The 18,329-nt window shown below is 64.2% G+C and carries 17 protein-coding genes; 12 read left to right on the top strand and 5 right to left on the bottom strand.

The window, feature by feature from the left end:
- The first annotated feature begins 140 nt into the window (after positions 1-140).
- The 7 genes from smpB (at position 141) to L8F97_RS03160 (ending at position 8,281) form a co-directional block, all read left to right on the top strand.
- Positions 141-623: an SsrA-binding protein SmpB gene (gene smpB / locus L8F97_RS03190; RefSeq protein WP_242146532.1), complete on the top strand. Its 483-nt coding sequence runs from the start codon at positions 141-143 to the stop codon at positions 621-623.
- A complete protein-coding gene (locus L8F97_RS03185; RefSeq protein WP_242146531.1) occupies positions 623-1,153 on the top strand; it encodes a DUF2062 domain-containing protein in 531 nt (176 codons plus the stop codon). The genes smpB and L8F97_RS03185 overlap by 1 nt, the downstream gene beginning before the upstream one ends.
- A 76-nt stretch (positions 1,154-1,229) precedes the next feature.
- On the top strand, positions 1,230-3,284 hold the full coding sequence (locus L8F97_RS03180) for a M13 family metallopeptidase (RefSeq protein ID WP_242146530.1): 2,055 nt from the start codon (positions 1,230-1,232) through the stop codon (positions 3,282-3,284).
- 38 nt (positions 3,285-3,322) lie between these two features.
- Positions 3,323-5,737 (top strand): response regulator, encoded by a 2,415-nt coding sequence (locus L8F97_RS03175; RefSeq protein WP_242146529.1) that lies wholly within the window; start codon positions 3,323-3,325, stop codon positions 5,735-5,737.
- A 16-nt stretch (positions 5,738-5,753) separates the two neighbouring features.
- Complete coding sequence (locus L8F97_RS03170; protein WP_242146528.1) at positions 5,754-6,110, top strand: response regulator; 357 nt, start codon at positions 5,754-5,756, stop codon at positions 6,108-6,110.
- A gap of 242 nt (positions 6,111-6,352) precedes the next feature.
- Complete coding sequence (gene recA / locus L8F97_RS03165; protein WP_276592857.1) at positions 6,353-7,441, top strand: recombinase RecA; 1,089 nt, start codon at positions 6,353-6,355, stop codon at positions 7,439-7,441.
- Positions 7,442-7,654: 213 nt separating this feature from the next.
- A complete protein-coding gene (locus L8F97_RS03160; RefSeq protein ID WP_242146527.1) occupies positions 7,655-8,281 on the top strand; it encodes a glutathione S-transferase family protein in 627 nt (208 codons plus the stop codon).
- Positions 8,282-8,308: 27 nt separating this feature from the next.
- On the opposite strand, the gene L8F97_RS03155 is transcribed toward L8F97_RS03160, so the two are convergent.
- Positions 8,309-9,625, bottom strand: a complete 1,317-nt coding sequence (locus tag L8F97_RS03155) for a dicarboxylate/amino acid:cation symporter (protein WP_242147135.1) — start codon at positions 9,623-9,625, stop codon at positions 8,309-8,311.
- Between the two features lie 95 nt (positions 9,626-9,720).
- On the opposite strand from L8F97_RS03155, the gene L8F97_RS03150 reads away from it, so the two are divergent.
- The 4 genes from L8F97_RS03150 to L8F97_RS03135 all read left to right on the top strand — a co-directional run bounded on the left by L8F97_RS03150 (position 9,721) and on the right by L8F97_RS03135 (position 15,077).
- Positions 9,721-10,989 carry a M24 family metallopeptidase gene (locus L8F97_RS03150; RefSeq protein ID WP_242146526.1) on the top strand — a complete coding sequence of 423 codons (1,269 nt, stop codon included), beginning with the start codon at positions 9,721-9,723 and terminating at the stop codon, positions 10,987-10,989.
- 97 nt (positions 10,990-11,086) lie between these two features.
- Positions 11,087-13,744 (top strand): alanine--tRNA ligase, encoded by a 2,658-nt coding sequence (alaS, locus tag L8F97_RS03145; RefSeq protein ID WP_242146525.1) that lies wholly within the window; start codon positions 11,087-11,089, stop codon positions 13,742-13,744.
- A gap of 96 nt (positions 13,745-13,840) precedes the next feature.
- Positions 13,841-14,158 (top strand): hypothetical protein, encoded by a 318-nt coding sequence (locus tag L8F97_RS03140; RefSeq protein WP_242146524.1) that lies wholly within the window; start codon positions 13,841-13,843, stop codon positions 14,156-14,158.
- A 34-nt stretch (positions 14,159-14,192) separates the two neighbouring features.
- Complete coding sequence (locus L8F97_RS03135; protein ID WP_242146523.1) at positions 14,193-15,077, top strand: bestrophin family protein; 885 nt, start codon at positions 14,193-14,195, stop codon at positions 15,075-15,077.
- Between the two features lie 312 nt (positions 15,078-15,389).
- Here L8F97_RS03135 and rplI read toward each other — a convergent pair whose 3' ends face one another.
- From rplI to L8F97_RS03115, 4 genes are all read right to left on the bottom strand, one after another.
- Positions 15,390-15,986, bottom strand: a complete 597-nt coding sequence (gene rplI, locus L8F97_RS03130; protein WP_242146522.1) for a 50S ribosomal protein L9 — start codon at positions 15,984-15,986, stop codon at positions 15,390-15,392.
- A gap of 12 nt (positions 15,987-15,998) precedes the next feature.
- Positions 15,999-16,223 carry a 30S ribosomal protein S18 gene (gene rpsR, locus L8F97_RS03125; RefSeq protein ID WP_010543816.1) on the bottom strand — a complete coding sequence of 75 codons (225 nt, stop codon included), beginning with the start codon at positions 16,221-16,223 and terminating at the stop codon, positions 15,999-16,001.
- A 13-nt stretch (positions 16,224-16,236) separates the two neighbouring features.
- Complete coding sequence (gene rpsF / locus L8F97_RS03120) at positions 16,237-16,680, bottom strand: 30S ribosomal protein S6 (RefSeq protein WP_242147133.1); 444 nt, start codon at positions 16,678-16,680, stop codon at positions 16,237-16,239.
- Positions 16,681-16,844: 164 nt separating this feature from the next.
- Positions 16,845-17,216, bottom strand: coding sequence for an RcnB family protein (locus L8F97_RS03115; RefSeq protein ID WP_242146521.1), 372 nt, complete (start codon positions 17,214-17,216; stop codon positions 16,845-16,847).
- A 171-nt stretch (positions 17,217-17,387) separates the two neighbouring features.
- Here L8F97_RS03115 and fabD point away from each other — a divergent pair, with 171 nt between their 5' ends.
- Positions 17,388-18,323: an ACP S-malonyltransferase gene (gene fabD, locus L8F97_RS03110; protein ID WP_242146520.1), complete on the top strand. Its 936-nt coding sequence runs from the start codon at positions 17,388-17,390 to the stop codon at positions 18,321-18,323.
- The last annotated feature ends 6 nt before the right edge of the window (positions 18,324-18,329 follow it).

Genomic DNA, 18,329 nt, shown 5'->3' with positions numbered 1-18,329 from the left:
GCAAGCCATATAGACATCTCAGCATCCCACCATGTCCCGATCATTGTCGCACGAATTGCCGATCACACCAGTGGTATCGCGACCTTCCGGAAATCTCCGCCTTCCCATAGCGGGCACTGCCGCTTACATGCCGTTCGCTTATGGCCCGTCCGAAACCTCCCGCATTCGAGAAAACCAAGATCGTCGCCGAGAACCGGCGCGCGCGGTACGATTACCTGATCGAAACCGTGTACGAAGCCGGCATCGCGCTGACCGGCACCGAGGTGAAGTCGCTGCGCTCCGGCACCGGCTCGATCGCGGAGAGCTATGCCGAGGTGAAGGACAATCAGGTTTGGCTGATCAACTCCAACGTGCCCGAGTTCAGCCACGGCAACCGCTTCAATCACGAGCCGAAGCGGCCACGTAAACTGCTTCTTCACGAGCGTGAGATCAACAAGATGCACGGCGCCGTCGCCCGCGATGGGATGACGCTGGTGCCGCTGATGGTCTATTTTAACTCGAAGGGGCGTGCAAAAGTGGAACTCGCGCTCGCCAAGGGTAAGAAGGCGCATGACAAGCGCGAGGCGACCAAGGAACGCGACTGGAAGCGCGAGCAGGGCCGCCTGATGCGCGATCGCGGCTGATGTTCGCGCGCGCGAGCCGTTGGCTACGCGCCAACCTGCCGACCCGTGAAAGCATGGAGCGCAGCCGCATTCTGCGCCCGGTCGCGCACCGCGTGCTGGCGCCGGAGCTGTGGCGCTTCACCCGCCGATCCGTGCCGCGTGGCGTGGCGCTTGGGATGGTGACGGGTATCCTGTTCCCGATCGCGCAGGTGCCGTTGTCGGCGCTGCTCGCGCTGCCGGTGCGGGCGAACATCCCGGTTGCGGCGCTGACCACGCTTATCACCAATCCACTGACGACGCCGCCCTTGTGGGTTGCCGCGTATTGGATTGGTAGCCGGCTGTTGCACTACCGGAATGCGGCCGGGACGATGGTACGTGCGAGCGAAAGCTGGCTGCACTGGATCTTGTCGGAAGCGGGGCCGGCATTGGTGCTCGGACTAGTGACGATTACGATCGTGTTCGCGGTCACGGGCTTTGCCGCGAGTGCGCTAGGCTGGCGCTGGTGGGTGGTTCGTAAGTGGCGGGCGAGGGCGCTTGCTCGCGCACGGTGATCCGCGCGCCGCGCACTGGACCGGGCGTGTCACTTACGCTTACAACAATGTATCCAAGCGTTTTTAGAGGTTTTTGATGATCCGCTCCTCGCTTTTCGCGGCCTTGCTGTCCGCCACGGTTCTGGCTGGCGTTACGTCCGCGCCTGCGGCCGACGCGCCGCCCGCACCCGCCGGAGCGCCTGTACCGGCCGGTAAGCCGGAGTTCGGCACGTTCGGCTTCGACGAGGCGGGCATGGATCGTTCGGTCGCGCCGGGCGACGACTTCTACCGTTATGGCAACGGCACATGGGCGAAGACGACGCCCATCCCGGCCGACAAGTCGAACTATGGTGCTTTCAACTTGCTGTCGGATCTGTCCGAGAAACGCACCCGCGGCATCCTCGAGGCCGCCGCCAAGGACCCGACGTCCAAGATCGGCATCGCCTATGCGACGTTCCTAGATCGTCCGGCGATTGACGCCAAAGGCCTCGCGCCGATCCAGCCCTGGCTCGACAAAGTGAAGGGGCTGAAGGCGAAAGGGGCCTATGCCGCGCTGGTCGCCGAGGCGGCCAAGGCCGGTATCGATGGTCCGTTCGGCTCCGGCGTGGGGCAAGACGACAAGAACCCCGAAGTGTATGCGCTGAGCCTGTCACAAGCCGGGCTCGGCATGCCCGATCGCGATTACTATCTCAGTACCGATCCCAAACTCGCCGAGGCCAAGGCGGCTTACCAAGCGCACATCTCGAAGGTGCTGACGCTGGCGGGCGAGCCCAACGCTGCGGTGCGTGCGAAAGCATTGGTCGATTACGAGACAAAGATCGCGGCGATCAGCTGGACCCGCACCGAGAGTCGCGACGCGGACAAGACCTACAACAAGATGACCGTAGCGGCGCTTGCCAAAGCCGCACCCGGCTTCGACTTCGCCACATACTTCGCCGGCATCGGCACGCCGGTCGATAGCGTGATCGTCGCGCAGCCGACGGCCGTCGCTGGTATCGCGCGCGCGATCGCGGCCGCGTCGTTGACGGTGCTGCGCGATCAGTTGTTGGTGCGCTCGCTCGATACCTATGCTGACGTGCTGCCAAAGCCGTTCGATGACGAGCATTTCGCCTTTTACGGTCACGTGCTGTCCGGCACGCCCGAGCAGGAAGCACGGTGGAAGCGCGCTGTGCAGTTCACCACCGGCGCAATCGACGACGAGGTGAGCAAGCTTTACGTGGCAAAGTATTTCCCGCCTGAAACCAAGGCGGCGGCCGATAAACTCGTCCACAACATCATCGCGGCGATGGACGCGCGCATCGACAAGCTTGATTGGATGACGCCCGCCACCAAGACGCGCGCGCACGCCAAGCTGGCCGCGTTCACCCCCAAGATCGGCTATCCTACCCAGTGGAAGGATTACGCCTCGCTGACGATCACGTCCAAGGACGCGTTCGGCAACGCATGGCGCGCGAACCAGTGGAGCCATGCATACAACGTCAGCCACCTCGGCAAGCCGCTCCAGCGCTGGGAATGGGGCATGACGCCGATGGAGGTCAACGCCTACGCCAACCCCCCGATGGTGGAAATCGTCTTCCCCGCTGCGATCCTCCAGCCGCCGTTCTTCGATCCCGCTGCGGACCCGGCAGTCAACTATGGTGGCATCGGTGCGGTGATCGGCCACGAGCTGACTCATCATTTCGACGATCAGGGCGCGAAATACAACGAGCATGGCCAGCTCGCCAGCTGGTGGTCGCCGGCGGATGTCAAGGCGTTCAACGCGCGCACCGAGGCGCTCGCCAAGGAATATGATGCGTACGAGCCGCTGCCGGGCGTGCACCTGAACGGCCATCTCACGCTGGGGGAAAACACGGCTGATCTGGGCGGGCTGACGATCGCCTATGACGCGTATCATACCGCGCTTGGCGGCAAGCAACCGCCGGTGATCGACGGCTTCACCGCGGATCAGCGCTTCTACCTCGGTTGGGCGCAGGTGTGGCGGCGCAACTACCGGGAGGCGAACCTCCGACAGCGGCTGCTGACCGATCCGCACAGCCCCTCCGAACAACGCGCCGACATCGTCCGCAACCTCGATCCGTGGTATGCCGCGTTCAAGCCGAAGCCGGGCGAGAAGCTGTATCTCACGCCCGAGCAGCGCGTCCGCATCTGGTAGCTTGACGCTGGCCCGAATCGAGCCACTAAGGGGTGAGAATGGCCAGCCTTCCTGCCCTGACCGGTAACCCTGCCAGCGCGGCCCGCAGTGCCGCGCTGATCGCCCTTGCGAGCGGAGTTGCCGCCGCTTTGGTGATCCTGCTGCTGCTCGGCAACATCGTGATCGCGGCGGCGTTCCTTGCCACTGCTATCCTGATCGGCGGCGGCGCGCTTGCCTACCGACGCATCTTCCCCGCCAGCGGTGGTGAGGGCGCAGAGCCCGACTGGGCGCTCGCCCGCGTGCTCGCCGGTGCCAGCCCGGACGCGGTGGCGGTGACCGACCGTGCCGGTCGGCTGGTCTGTGCGAACGATCGCTATGAGACGTTGTTCGGCGGTTTTCCGACGCCACCTGATCTGCCGCTCGACAGCAACGATGCGGAGCGGCTCGGCGTGGCCGGACGCAAGGCATGGCGCGATGGGACCGCGACGATCGATCGGCTGTTCGCGCGTGGCACCGCCATCACCGGCGAAGTCGCCTGCGCGGGCACGGACGGCGACCTGCTGGTCTGGCGCTTCCGCGAGCCGACCGGCCTCAATCTAGCTGCGACGGTGGAGGATCTCGTCGCGGGCCGTACCGGCGATCAGTTCGGCCGTTCCGGCATCATGGTTGCGCTGATCGGGCATGACGGCCGCGTCATTGCGGCGAACAGCGTGTTGCGCGCACGCGCTATGGGGCATGACGACGCGGCGATCGTCGGCCGCGACTTTGCTCGCTTCCTGATGACGGACGAGCGCGGCATGGTCCGCTTCGAGCGGGAGGGGATGCTCAAGAACCCATTGCGCGTCCTCCAGATCCCATTTCTCGACGGCGATGCCGCGCCGATGCTGATCGCGCTGATCGACGAGGAACAGAGCGCCGCTCCCGCGATCGGCGCGAGCGCGTCGGCGCATGTCCAAACTCTGGTGGCGCTGATGCCCTTCGGCGTTGCGCTGGTGGGGGCCGATGGGCGCTTCCTGCAGATGAACGATTCGTTCGCGCGTGCGGCCGCAGTCGATCCGGCCGCACCGCCGGTCTATCCGGGCGATCTCGTCGTGCGCGAGGACAAGGGCGTAGTGTCCGACGCAGTGCGGCGTTTCGCCAGCGGCGCGACGCACTCGACCGATCTCGCCATCCGCCTGAAGGATCATCCCGACGAGCCGGTCGCGCTGTCGATCGCCGGCGCGCGTGGGCTGGGTGATGCGGCGGTGCTGCTCAGCCTCAAGGACAATGGCGAGGAAACCCGGCTCAAGCGCGAGGTCGCGCAGGCGACCAAGATGCAGGCGGTGGGCCAGCTCGCCGGTGGCGTCGCGCACGATTTCAACAACATCCTCACCGCTATCATCGGGCATTGCGACCTGATGCTGATGCGCCATTCGCCGGGTGACAGCGATTACGACGATATCCAGCAAATCCGTGCAAATTCCAATCGCGCCGCATCGTTGACGCGGCAGTTGCTTGCCTTTTCGCGCCAGCAGACGCTGCGTCCGCAGGTGCTGCAACTCCCCGATATCGTCTCGGAGGTGTCGCAATTGCTCAAGCGGCTGCTTGGCGAGACGATCACCCTGAACGTCAAGCATGGCCGCAGTCTCGCGCCGGTGCGCGCCGATCCGGGTCAACTCGAACAGGTGGTCGTCAACCTCGCGGTCAATGCGCGTGATGCAATGCTGGCCAAGCTTCCTCAAGGTGGAGCGGTGCTGTCGATCCGCACCTTCGCCGTTACGAACGCCGATGTCAGACGCATGGGGTCGGACATCCTGCCAATCGCGGATTACGTCGCGCTGGAGGTTGTCGACAACGGCGCCGGCATCCCGCCCGAGATACTGCCGAAGATTTTCGAGCCATTCTTCACCACCAAGGAAGTCGGCAAGGGAACCGGACTGGGCCTCTCGACCGTGTACGGCATCGTCAAGCAGTCGGGCGGCTACATCTTCGCGGAATCCAAGGCGGGGCAGGGTGCGGTGTTCACCATCTACCTGCCGGTCCACACCGCGTCCGCGCCGGTCGCCGATACGGTGATCGTTCCGCCCAAGAAACCGATCGACCTGTGGGGCAGCGGCACCATCCTGCTGGTCGAGGATGAGGACATGGTGCGCGCCGTCGCCGAACGGGCGCTCACGCGGCAGGGTTATACCGTGTTGACCGCCGAACATGGCGAGGCGGCACTGGAACTGCTCGCCAGCCAGCCGCGCCCCGATCTGCTCGTCTCCGACGTGATGATGCCGTTGATGGATGGGCCAACGATGGTACGGCACGCCCGCAAACGCTATCCCGATCTGCCGATCCTGTTCATGTCGGGCTACGCCGAGGAGACGCTGCGCAAGTCGATCGACCTAGACAATGTCGCGTTTCTCGCCAAACCCTTCTCCGTCCAGCAACTCGCCGAAGGGGTCCGTTCGGTGATGGCCGCGAAAGAGCTTGGCGCGGGGCCGCGTTGATGGTTATGGACCCGATATGACCGCGCCCACCAACATCCTGATCGTCGAGGACGAACCCCTCATTGCGATGATGCTCGAGGATTTCCTCGAGATCCTAGACAAGGTTCCGGTAGGCACAGCCGATTGCGTGTCGGCTGCGCTCGATCTGGTACAGGCCGGCGGCATCGATGCGGCGATCCTCGATCTCAATTTGCGTGGCGGAGAAACAAGCCTGCCGGTGGCGGATGCCCTGGCGGCTGCGAACATCCCGTTCGTGTTCGCGACAGGTGGCTCGCATGACAGCGTCACGGAACGCTTCCGCGATCGCCCGTCTCTCGCCAAGCCTTTCACCATGGATAGCGTCGCGAAGGCTTTGGAAAGTCTAGGCGACTAAATTCGCACGGGAAGTTGCCGGACAAACCGTGCGATCGGTTTTCCGCCATGGATGCCGACCGCGTCGCGGTTCGCGAGAAACATCGGTCATCCCGTGCAAAGTCGATTTGCGCCGTGATGCGAAAGCCTGCTGTCTTTACGATAAAAGATACGTTCCGCTCTTGTTCTTGTAGAACAAACAGAATACATGGTGTCCAACACGATTGAACGTGCGATCACATCAGTCTAGCGGTGGAGGCTCCAATGGCGGCATCTTTGAAGGTCATCGACAGCAAAATGGCAGCTTCCAATACCAAGGCCGCCGACGAGCGGCAAAAGGCTCTTGAAGCAGCGCTCGCGCAGATTGATCGCGCGTTCGGCAAGGGTTCGGCGATGAAGCTCGGCTCGAAGGAGGCGATGCAGGTCGAGGTGATCTCCACCGGTTCGCTCGGGCTTGATATCGCGCTCGGTGTCGGCGGGCTGCCGCGCGGACGTGTGATCGAGATCTATGGGCCGGAAAGCTCGGGTAAGACCACGCTCGCGCTGCATGTCATCGCCGAGGCGCAGAAGACCGGCGGCACCGCCGCGTTCGTCGATGCCGAGCATGCGCTCGATCCGGTTTATGCGAAGAAGCTCGGTGTCAACATCGACGAACTGATCGTCTCGCAGCCTGATACGGGCGAGCAGGCGCTTGAAATCGTCGATACACTCGTGCGTTCGAACGCGATTGACGTGCTGGTGGTCGATTCAGTTGCCGCACTCGTGCCGCGTGCGGAAATCGAAGGCGAGATGGGCGATAGCCACGTCGGCCTTCAGGCGCGCCTGATGTCGCAATCTTTGCGCAAGCTGACCGGGTCGATCAGCCGGTCGCGCTGCATGGTGATTTTCATCAACCAGCTGCGCATGAAAATCGGCGTGATGTACGGCAACCCGGAGACAACGACGGGCGGCAACGCGCTGAAGTTCTACGCGTCGGTTCGTCTCGACATCCGCCGCACCGGCCAGATCAAGGACCGTGAGGAGATTGTTGGTAACGCCACGCGCGTCAAAGTCGTGAAGAACAAGGTCGCGCCACCATTCAAGCAGGTCGAGTTCGACATCATGTACGGTCAGGGTGTCTCCAAGATCGGCGAGATCCTCGATCTGGGCGTTAAGGCCGGGCTGGTCGAGAAATCGGGAGCGTGGTTCAGCTACGATAGCGTTCGCATCGGTCAGGGGCGTGAGAACGCCAAGACCTTCCTCAAGGAAAACAGCGAGATGTGCGATCGTCTCGAAAAGGCGATCCGCTCGCGTACCGACAAGGTGGCCGAAGAGATGATGGCCGGCCCCGAGGATGACGACGCCGAAATGTAAGCGGGTGGCGCGTCGTTGCGCCGCCACCATGCGAACGACACGGCTGGCGCTGTGTCGCAAAACCGGAAAGGCCCGCGCATGTTGCGGGCCTTTCAGTATGTGACGCCGAAGTTTCCATGTGTCCCGCCTGTGCATGGGTCGGTCGCAGCGTCGGGGCCGCGCCGGGAACCTCGGCCGGGGGCATGCGCTAAGCGCTCCGCATAAGGAGCCGGCATGACGATCACACTCCACCATCTCGAAAACTCGCGGTCGCAGCGCGTGCTGTGGCTGCTCGAGGAACTCGGCCTGCCCTATAACGTGAGGCGCTATGCGCGCGACGCGAAGACGATGCTCGCGCCGGAGGCGCTCAAGCGCATCCACCCGCTCGGTAAATCGCCGATCATCGAGGATGACGGGCGCATCCTCGTCGAAACCGGCGCGATCATCGAGTATCTGGTCGAGAAGGGCGATGGCCGCTTCGCGGCACCCGCGCACCGTGACGGCGCGCTACGCTACCGGCAGTTCATGCATTATGCCGAAGGATCGCTGATGCCGCCGTTGTTCGTGCTGCTCGTGCTGAGCCGTGTGCCGGTGTTCGGCAAGACGGCGATCAGACGCTTCCGTCCGATGGTCGACGTGCATCTCGACTATGTGGAGACGGTGCTTTCGGAGCGGCCGTGGTTCGCAGGCGACACGATCACCGCCGCCGACGTGATGATGAGCTTCCCGCTTGAAGCCGCCCGCAGCCGCGCCGGCCTCGACGGTTCGCGTCCCGCCACCATCGCCTGGCTGGACAAGATCCACGCACGCTCCGCCTATCAGGCCGCACTCACTCAGGGCGGGCCGTACGCCTATGCCTGAAGGTGCCCGCAGACCCGCCCCGACCCGCTAGCCGTGCCGGGCCAGACCGTGGCTTGGCGCGTGCGGCGGTTCGATCTCGGGGGCAAGCGGTTCCTCGAAACCACCCTCCCACTTCGCCACCACGCTGGCGGCGATCGCGTTGCCGACCACGTTGGTGGCGGATCGCCCCATGTCGAGGAACTGATCGACGCCGATGATAAGCAGCAAGCCAGCCTCCGGGATGCCAAACTGTGACAGCGTGGCGGCGATCACCACCAGGCTGGCACGTGGTACGCCGGCGATGCCTTTGGATGTCACCATGAGCGTCAGCAGCATGACGATTTGCGTGCCGAGCGCGAGGTGGATGCCGTACGCCTTGGCGATGAACAGCGCCGCGAACGTCATGTACATCATCGACCCGTCAAGGTTGAACGAATAGCCCAGCGGCAGCACGAAGCTGGCGATCTTGGCGGGTACGCCGAACCGGTCGAGCGCCTCCAGCGTGCGCGGGAAGGCGGCTTCCGACGAGGCGGTGGAGAAGGCGAGCAGCGCCGGCTCGCGGATGTAGCGGAACAGGGTGCCCACGCGCCGCCCGATCACCACGAACGCTGCGAGTCCGAGTGCCACCCACAAGGTTGCAAGGCCGAAATAAACGCTACCCATGAAGTAGGCGAGCTTGAAGATCAGCGCCGGGCCGTGTTCCGTCAGTGCCGCTGTAATCGCCGAAAACACCGCAATCGGCGCAAGTCGCATCACATAATCGGTGATCTGGAGCATCACCGCTGCCAGCCCCTCCGCTGCCGTCACCAGCGGTGCGGCGCGTGGCCCGACCGCCGTAATGGCGACGCCGAAGAACACAGAAAAGATTACGATCTGGAGGATTTCGTTGGTCGCCATGGCGTCGACGATGGAACTAGGCACGATGTGGGTGATGATCTTGGCAACGTCGAAGCCGCTCGCATCCAGCCCGACAGCAGCATCGACTGGGGGCGGCGTGAGATGCGGGCTCAGACCCAACGCGTCGCCGATGTCGGAGGTGACGTGGAACAGCAGCAGTCCGAGCGTCAGCGAAACGAGGCTGGCGCCGACGAACCAACCCAAGGATTTCAGACCCACACGCCCAAGCGCGCCGGTGTCACCCATGTGCGCGATGCCGACGACGAGGGTCGAGAACACCAGCGGCGCGATGATCATCTTGATGAGGCGCAGGAATATCGTGGTCAGGATCGAGAACCAGCCTGCGATCGCCTTCAGCCTTGCGGCTGCTGCGGGCGTCCCGTCGTCCACTCCCGCGTGGATCGCCCAGCCCAGGACGATGCCGAGCACCAGACCGCCCAGGATGTACCACGTCAACCGTTTCGCCAAAGTCATTCTCCCGTCCGCCGTTGCGTCGCAGCAAAGGCCCCCGCGAGCAGCGAAGGGCATTGCCCCCGCGCCGTCAAGCGCCGTAACGTCATCTCATGGACGAACCCATCCTTTCTGTCGGCAGGCGTGCGGTGTTGCGCACCGCCGCGACGCTGCCGCTCCTTGCCACGTCAGCCATGCTGCGCGCTGCCGAACCCGACCTTGCCGCGCTTACCGATATGACCACCGGCGCGAGTCCGATATCGCCTGCCGAGCGCGAGGCGCGAATCGCTCGTGCGCAGGGGTTGATGAAGGTCAACGGCATCGGCGCGGTGTTGATAGAATGGGGTTCTTCGCTGGTTTATTTCACGGGCGTCGAGTGGCATCGCAGCGAACGCCTGACCGCAGCGGTGCTGCCGGCGGAGGGAAGACCCTGCATCGTCACGCCGTTCTTCGAGGAGCCGTCGGTTCGCGAGACGCTTGCGATCCCGTGCGACGTGCGGGTGTGGCAGGAGGATGAGGACCCGCTGAAGCTCGTCGCCGCGTTCCTGCGGGAGCGCGGCGTCGCGGCGCAGCCGGTCGGCATCGAGGAGACAGTACGGTACTTCGCGGTGGACGGGCTGCAACATGCCTTGCCAGGCGCGCGGATCGTATCGGCCAACCCGATCGTACGGGGGTGCCGCATGATCAAGACAGCGCCCGAGATCGCGCTGATGCAACTGGCGACCGACGTGACGATCGCCGCTTATCGGTGGGTGTACCCGCGCGTCGAGAAGGGCATGACGCGGGATCAGATCGCGGGGTTGATGAACGCCGCCACGCGAAAGCTTGGCGGTATGCCTGAATTCTCGCTGGTGCTGATCGGTGAGGCTGCCGCCTACCCGCATGGCAGTCGCGCACCCCAGATTGTGGCAGAGGGGCAGGTGGTGCTGATGGACTGCGGCTGCACGGTGCAGGGCTACCAATCCGATGTGTCGCGCACTTTTGTGCACGGCACCGCCAGCAAGGAGCAGCGCACGGTTTGGGAGCAGGTCCGCACCGGCCAGGCGAAAGCTTTCGCCGCAGCGCGCATCGGCACGCCGGCGGGCGCGGTGGACGATGCGGTGCGCGGATATTACGCGAGCCTCGGCTACGGTCCCCGCTACCGGCTGCCCGGCCTATCGCACCGCACCGGCCATGGCATCGGGCTGGACGGGCACGAACCCGTCAACCTCGTCCATGGCGAAGCGACGCGGCTGGCGGTGGGGATGTGTTTCTCGGACGAACCGGGCCTGTACCTGCCCGGCAAGTTCGGTGTTCGGCTGGAGGACTGCTTCCATATGACACCGAGCGGCCCGAAATGGTTCTCGGTTCCGCCGCTGTCGATCGACGCGCCGCTCGGCTGATACAGCGGAGATGGCGCATGGCGCGCGGCATCGACCCGCCACCCGTCGCATATCTGCCACGCTTGAGAAGATCTGCGCGCTCGCCTAAGTCGTGGCGATGATCTCGACCAACGACATTCGCCGCAGCTTCCTCGACTATTTCGCTGCCGAGGGGCATGCCCGCATCCAGTCCGCGCCGCTGGTGCCGCAGAACGACCCGACGCTGATGTTCGTGAACGCCGGGATGGTGCCGTTCAAGAACGTCTTCACCGGTCTTGAATCGCGAGCCTATTCGACCGCCACGTCCTCGCAGAAGTGCGTTCGCGCCGGCGGCAAGCACAACGATCTCGACAACGTCGGTTATACCGCACGCCATCATACCTTCTTCGAAATGCTCGGCAATTTCTCGTTCGGCGACTATTTCAAGGAACGCGCGATCACGCTCGCGTGGAACCTGCTGACGAAGGAATGGGGGATCCCGGCGGAGAAGCTCACCGTCACCGTGTACCACACGGATGACGAGGCTTTCGACCTCTGGCGCAAGATCGCCGGGCTGCCGGAAGAGCGGATCATCCGCATCGCCACCAACGACAATTTCTGGTCGATGGGCGATACCGGGCCGTGCGGGCCGTGCAGCGAAATCTTCTACGATCATGGCGACCATATCTACGGCGGCCCTCCCGGAAGCCCGGAGGAGGACGGCGACCGGTTCGTCGAGATCTGGAATCTCGTGTTCATGCAGTATGAACAGGTCGATAAGGAGACGCGCAATCCGTTGCCGCGCCCGTCGATCGACACCGGCATGGGGTTGGAGCGCGTCGCCGCCGTGTTGCAGGGCGTCACCGACAATTACGATACCGATACATTCAAGGCGCTGATCGCCGCCTCGACCGCGCTTACCGGCACGCAGGCGGAGGGCGACGCCAAGGCAAGCCACCGCGTCATCGCCGATCACCTGCGCTCGTCGGGCTTTCTGGTGGCGGACGGCGTGCTTCCCGCCAACGAAGGGCGCGGCTACGTGCTGCGCCGGATCATGCGCCGCGCGATGCGGCATGCGCATCTGCTCGGTGCGAAAGATCCGCTGATGCACCGGCTGGTGCCGTCTTTGGTGGCCGAGATGGGCGCCGCCTTCCCCGAACTCGTTCGCGCGCAACCGCTGATCGAGGCGACGCTGCTTCAGGAGGAAACCCAGTTCCGCCGCACGCTGACCAACGGCCTGCGCCTGCTTGACGAGGCAACCGCGGATTTCACCGAAGGCGCGATCCTGCCCGGTGCGACCGCGTTCAAGCTGTACGACACATTCGGCTTTCCCTATGATCTCACCGAGGATGCGTTGCGCACCAAGGGGTTCACGGTCGATCGCACCGGCTTCGATGCGGCAATGGCCGAACAGAAGCGTCAGGCGCGTGCGGCGTGGAAGGGTTCGGGCCAGCGCGCGTCGGACGATCTGTGGTTCGATATCGCCGAGGAGCATGGCAGCACCGAATTCATCGGCTACGCGACTGATGCGGGTGAGGCGCAGGTGATCGCCATCGTCAACGACGGTGTTCGTGTCCAGCGCGCCGAGGCGGGCGACACCGTCGACATCCTCGTCAACCAGACGCCGTTTTACGGCGAGAGCGGCGGCCAGATGGGCGATGCCGGTACCATCATTGGTGACGCGGTCGCCATCACCGTAGAGGACACTGCCAAGCCGCTTGGCCGCCTGTTCGCACACCGCTCACGGATCGACAGCGGTGCGGTTGCGGTCGGGGATACGGTGCGGCTGGCGATCGACGTGGATCGCCGCGCGCGCATCCGCGCCAACCACAGCGCCACGCACCTGTTGCACGCGGCGCTGCGGCGGCGGCTCGGGGGGCATGTGACGCAGAAGGGCAGCCTCGTTGCCGAGGACCGGCTGCGGTTCGACTTCTCGCATAACAGCGCGATGAGCGCGACCGAGATCGCCGATGTCGAAGCCGATGTGAATCGTCACATTCGTGGCAACGATGCGGTTACGACCCGACTGATGACCCCCGACGATGCGATCGCGGCCGGCGCTATGGCGCTGTTCGGTGAAAAGTACGGTGAAGAGGTCCGGGTGTTGTCGATGGGCCGCCACGAAGATGCGAGCTTTTCGGTCGAACTGTGCGGCGGAACCCACGTCAATGCACTGGGGGACATTGCCTTGTTCGAAATCGTTTCGGAAAGCGCGGTCTCCAGTGGCGTGCGACGGATCGAGGCGCTGACGGGAGAGGCGGCGCGGGCATATCTCAGCGCGCGTGACGAAAAGCTGCGCGAGGCGGCGGCGGCGTTGAAAGCGACCCCGGACGATGTGCCGGCGCGTGTGGCCGCGTTGGTCGAGGAGCGGCGCAAGCTGGAGCGTGAACTGGCGGAGGCCAAGAAGGCGCTGGCGCTGGGCGGCAGCGCGGGCGCTGCGCCGGCCGGGCCGGAACAGATCGGCGGCGTCAACTTCGTCGGGCAGGTGATCGACGGGCTCGACGCGAAAAGCTTGCGCGGCGCGGTTGACGACGTGAAGGGGCGGATCGGATCCGGTGTAGCGATGATCGTCGCGGTGAACGAGGGTCGCGCCTCGGTGGCCGTCGGGTTGACCGCAGACGTCGCAACGAAGCGGAGCGCGGTTGATTTGTTGCGTGTTGCGGTCAATGTCTTGGGCGGGCAGGGCGGCGGCGGCCGCCCGGACATGGCGCAGGGTGGCGGTCCCGACGGTAGCAAGGCGGCGGACGCGGTTGCGGCGGTGCGTGCGGCACTGGCGGCGGAACACGCGCCAGCCTGATCCTGCAGGCGCGGGCGACGTGACCGCTGAAGTTTGGCAAGGCGCGCAGGCTCCGTGCTTGCGCGCCTTATCTGTGTCTTGTCTCGGTAGAGCGCTGTGCTGCGACGCAGCAATATTTCGTCACCGGCGGTTTACGCGCGCCGGTTTGCAGATGTCTATTTTGCTTTCTCCACCTCGTGCCGGAGACGCAACATGCCCCCATCCGATCAACGTGACCGCCATGCCGTTCTCGAAACCTGGCGCGGATCCTGGATGTTCCTTGCTTTCGGTTTGACGATCCTCGCGTATCTCGTGGCGATCGAACATCCGCACTGGTTTGTGTTGCGACCTGCCTCCGGCACCGCGGTCGCGATGGCGAGTGCTGCGCAAGACACATCGGCGAAGAACGTCGGGGCCGTTTCCGCCAAGCCATGATAAGGCCGCTCGCCTGCACCATATCTGAGGTTCTATGATCGTCACTGCCGTTCCGGGTGCCAAGCAGGTGATCCGCGAAATCTGGAAGCCGCTCGCGGTGCTGTTCGTGTGGGACGTGACCGTTACCGTCACCTACTACTGGCTGCCCTTCACTGCGCCGTCGCTGCCGTTGACCTTGTTCGGTTCGGCGCTGGCGCTCGTGCTGGGGTTTCGCAGCAATTCGGCCTATCAGCGCTGGTGGGAAGGGCGCGGCCTTTGGGGTGCGATGATCAATGCCAGTCGCAGTCTGGCACGGCAGGCGCGTAACTTCCTGCCGGATGAGGCCACCGATCTCAAACGGACGATCGTGCTTCGGCAAATCGCTTATGTGAATGCGCTACGGTGCCAGTTGCGCAGGCAAACTCCTGACGGCGACGTGCTGCGCTTCCTTTCGGAAGGCGAAGCAACCCCGGCACTTCACCGTACCAACGTCGCCAATGGGATCGTCGACGGCACCGGGCGTCGGATCGACCAGGCGCGTCGTGACGGGCTGCTCGACACGATCCAGCAGACCGCGATGGAGCAGATTCTCGTCGACATCGCCAACGCGCAAGGTGGGATGGAGCGGCTGAAGAACACACCGTTGCCGAACCAGTATCGCTTCTTCCCGATGGTTTTCACGCACATGCTGTGCATTCTGTTACCGATTGGGCTGGTCGACACGCTCGGCTTTGCGACGCCGCTTGGATCTACGATAGCGGGGCTGATGTTTCTCGCCATTCTCGCTATCGGTGACGATCTGGTCGATCCTTTTGCCAACACGCTGCACGATGTGCCGCTTTCAGCGATGTGCCGCACGATCGAAATCGATCTTCTGCAGGCAATCGGGGATGACGCGCCCAAGCCGCTCACGCCCGACAAGGACGGCGTGTTGTGGTAAGCCGCTAAGCAACGCAACATTTCAACTTGGGAACAGTGTCGCGTTCATCTAGGCGCAACCTTTCCGGTAGCGTGGGCATTGTGACGTCAACACGTTCATCGTTTTGAAAGTTGTCGTCATGAACAAGATCGGCCCCGTACTGCTCGCGCTCATCCCGCTCGCGTTCACCGTAAGCGCTTGTGTGGTGACACACTGAGCCAAGCCTGACCTGCGCACGGCTCAACCCGGCGCCTAACCGGATCAGAAAAGAAAAGGGCCGCCCGGATCACTCCGGACGGCCCTTTTTCGTGGAACCCAGCAGGGCGAAGGCGATCAGCCCTCAGCCCGCTCCGGCTCGTCAGACGAGACCTCAGCGGTCGCGCCTGGCTCGGCGTTGGGGTCGTATGCCTCGACGAAGCCGGCTTCGTCCTTCTCGAACATCGCCGCCATGACGTCGACGCCCTGCGCCTGCATCTCGGCCTCTTCGGGCGAGCGTGCGACGTTGACCTTGATCGTCACCGAGACTTCCGGGTGCAGCGAGACCTTGACCTCGTACAGGCCGATCGCCTTGATCGGCTTGTTTAGCACGATCGCCGACTTCGAGACCTTGTGGCCCTCGGCCTCCAGCGCGTCGATCAGATCGCGAACCGCAACCGAACCGTAGAGCTGGCCGGTGTTCGACGCCTGACGGATCAGCGTGACGGTGATGCCGTCGATCGTCTTCGCCTCGGTCTCCGCCTCGCCGCGACGTGCGGCGTTGTCAGCGACGATGCGCTCACGGTTCTTCTCGAACACCTTGCGGTTGGCTTCGTTCGAACGAAGCGCCTTCTTGTTCGGCAGCAGGAAGTTACGGGCGAAACCGTCCTTAACCTTCACCACGTCGCCGATGTTGCCGAGCTTCTCGACTCGTTCCAGCAGGATCACATCCATGTGGGTCGCTCCTTACTTAACGATGTAGGGCAGCAGGCCCAGATGACGGGCGCGCTTGATCGCCTGGGCGAGTTCGCGCTGCTTCTTCGCGCTCACCGAAGTGATGCGCGAGGGGACGATCTTGCCACGCTCGGACACGAAGCCCTGGAGCAGCCGGACGTCTTTGTAATCAATCCGGGGAGCGTCTTTTGCGGAGAACGGGCAGCTCTTGCGGCGGCGGAAAAATGGGCGTGCCATTGTCTATAACTCCTTATTCGCCGTCGAAATCGCGACGCGGGCGCTCTGCGCGCTCGGGACGATCACCGCGGTCACCACGATCGGGACGGTCGCCACGGCCACCCTCACGGTCGCCACGACGCTCACGGTCGCGCTCGCTCTTGCGCATCATCACGGTCGGGCCCTGCTCGAGCTCGTCGACCTTGACGGTCATATAGCGGATGACGTCTTCGTTGATCTGGGTCTGGCGCTCCAGCTCGACCACGACCGAGCCCGGGGCGTCGATCTCGAGCATCACGTAATGCGCCTTGCGGTTCTTCGCGATCTTGTACGCGAGGCTGCGCAGGCCCCAGCTCTCGGTCTTCACGACCCGGCCGTTGTTGTCTTCGATGATCTTGGTGGCGGTTTCCGCCAGTGCATCCACCTGCGCCTGTGCCAGATCCTGGCGCGCAAGGAACACGTGCTCGTAAAGAGCCATGTCTCGTCCTTCGTCTTGGCCGATCGCTGACGCCCGCACCATGCGAACGCCCCTCCGGCTGTCGTCTTCAACAGCTACCGTCTTCAATAGCAGCCGGGGCGGAAAGCGTGCGCCTCCCACCCCGGTGGTTCGTCCCTTAGCGAATTGCATCGCAAAGGCAATGTTTAGTTGAACGCGCCCGACAGCACCGATGCGATCAGCCCGCCCGACAGCGCGACCAGCACCGCGTCATTCCCCGAGCGCACCCAGTGGTAACCGCGCGGCGGCGCATAGAGGCGGCGGCCGCGATAGGCGCGCCAGTCGCCAATCTCGCGGTAGTTCTGCGCATAGCGACGGTCGAAGCGCTGGCCCTTGTTCCAGCGGCGATACTGATTGCGGTTGTTGACCACGGTGCGGTTGGTCACGACCGTGCGGCCATGCGGCCCTTCGCGGACGGTGGTGGTCCGCCGCTCATGCATCTGCGCCTCGGCGGGCGCGATCGCGAGCGGGCTGGCGAGGATCGAGGTTGCCAGCGCGGCGAGAATGAACTTTTTCATGTGTCAGCTCCTGTTTTTCAACGGCGCCTTGTCTCCCGGCGTCCAGAACAATCTAGGGAGCGTTTGTCGCAGACCCGTCCCAGCAATCTAACAAAACCGTCACAAAGTGTCGCAGCTTGCGTTCGTCCGTTCATCTTTCTAGTCCGACGCGCCTGATCGGAAGGACGAACGATGCGCGCATTCATTTTCCCGGGGCAAGGCAGCCAGGCGGTCGGCATGGGCAAGGCGCTGGCCGATGCCAGCCTAGTCGCACGTGAAGTGTTCCAGGAGGTCGATGACGCGCTCGGCCAGCATCTCTATCGGCTGATGACCGAGGGACCGGCCGAGGAACTGCTGCTGACCGAGAATTCGCAGGCCGCGATCATGGCGAACGCGATCGCGACGCTCCGCGTGCTGGAGCGGGAGGGCAACGTGCGGCTCGCTGACAAGGTGGAATATGTCGCCGGCCATTCGCTCGGTGAATATACGGCGTTGTGTGCGGCGGGAGCGCTTGATGTGGCTACCACGGCGCGGCTGCTGAAGCTGCGCGGCCTTGCCATGCAGGCGGCGGTGCCGGTCGGCGAGGGCGCGATGGCTGCCCTGCTCGGCGCGGACCTCGACAAGGCGCGCGCTATCGCCGAAGCGGCGAGCGAGGGCGAGGTGTGCACCGTCGCCAACGACAACGATCCATCGCAGGTGGTTCTTTCGGGCGCGAAAGGCGCGATCGACCGCGTGATCGCCATCGCCAAGGAGCATGGCGCGAAAAAGGCGGTGCTGCTGCCCGTATCCGCGCCATTCCACTGCCCGCTGATGCAGCCCGCCGCCGATGCGATGGAGAAGGCGCTGGCCGACGCCAGGATCGAAGCGCCGCTGGTGCCGGTGTTCGCGAACGTGACGGCAGCGGCGGTGGGCGATCCCGACACGATCCGCCGTCTGCTCGTCGAGCAGGTGACCGGCATGGTGCGCTGGCGCGAGTCGGTGCTGGCGATGCAGGATGCGGGCGTCGGGCAATTCGTCGAGTTTGGTGCGAAGGTGCTGACCGGCATGGTCAAGCGCATCGCGCCCGATGCCGCGACGGTGAGCATCGTGTCGATGGACGACATCGAGGCGCTGCTGAAGGCGCTGTGATCGTCT

The sequence above is a fragment of the Sphingomonas sp. BAUL-RG-20F-R05-02 genome (genome assembly GCF_022662305.1).
Lineage (GTDB): Bacteria > Pseudomonadota > Alphaproteobacteria > Sphingomonadales > Sphingomonadaceae > Sphingomonas.
Note: the sequence above shows the minus strand (reverse complement) of the source record. Positions and strands in the feature narration are given on the sequence as shown.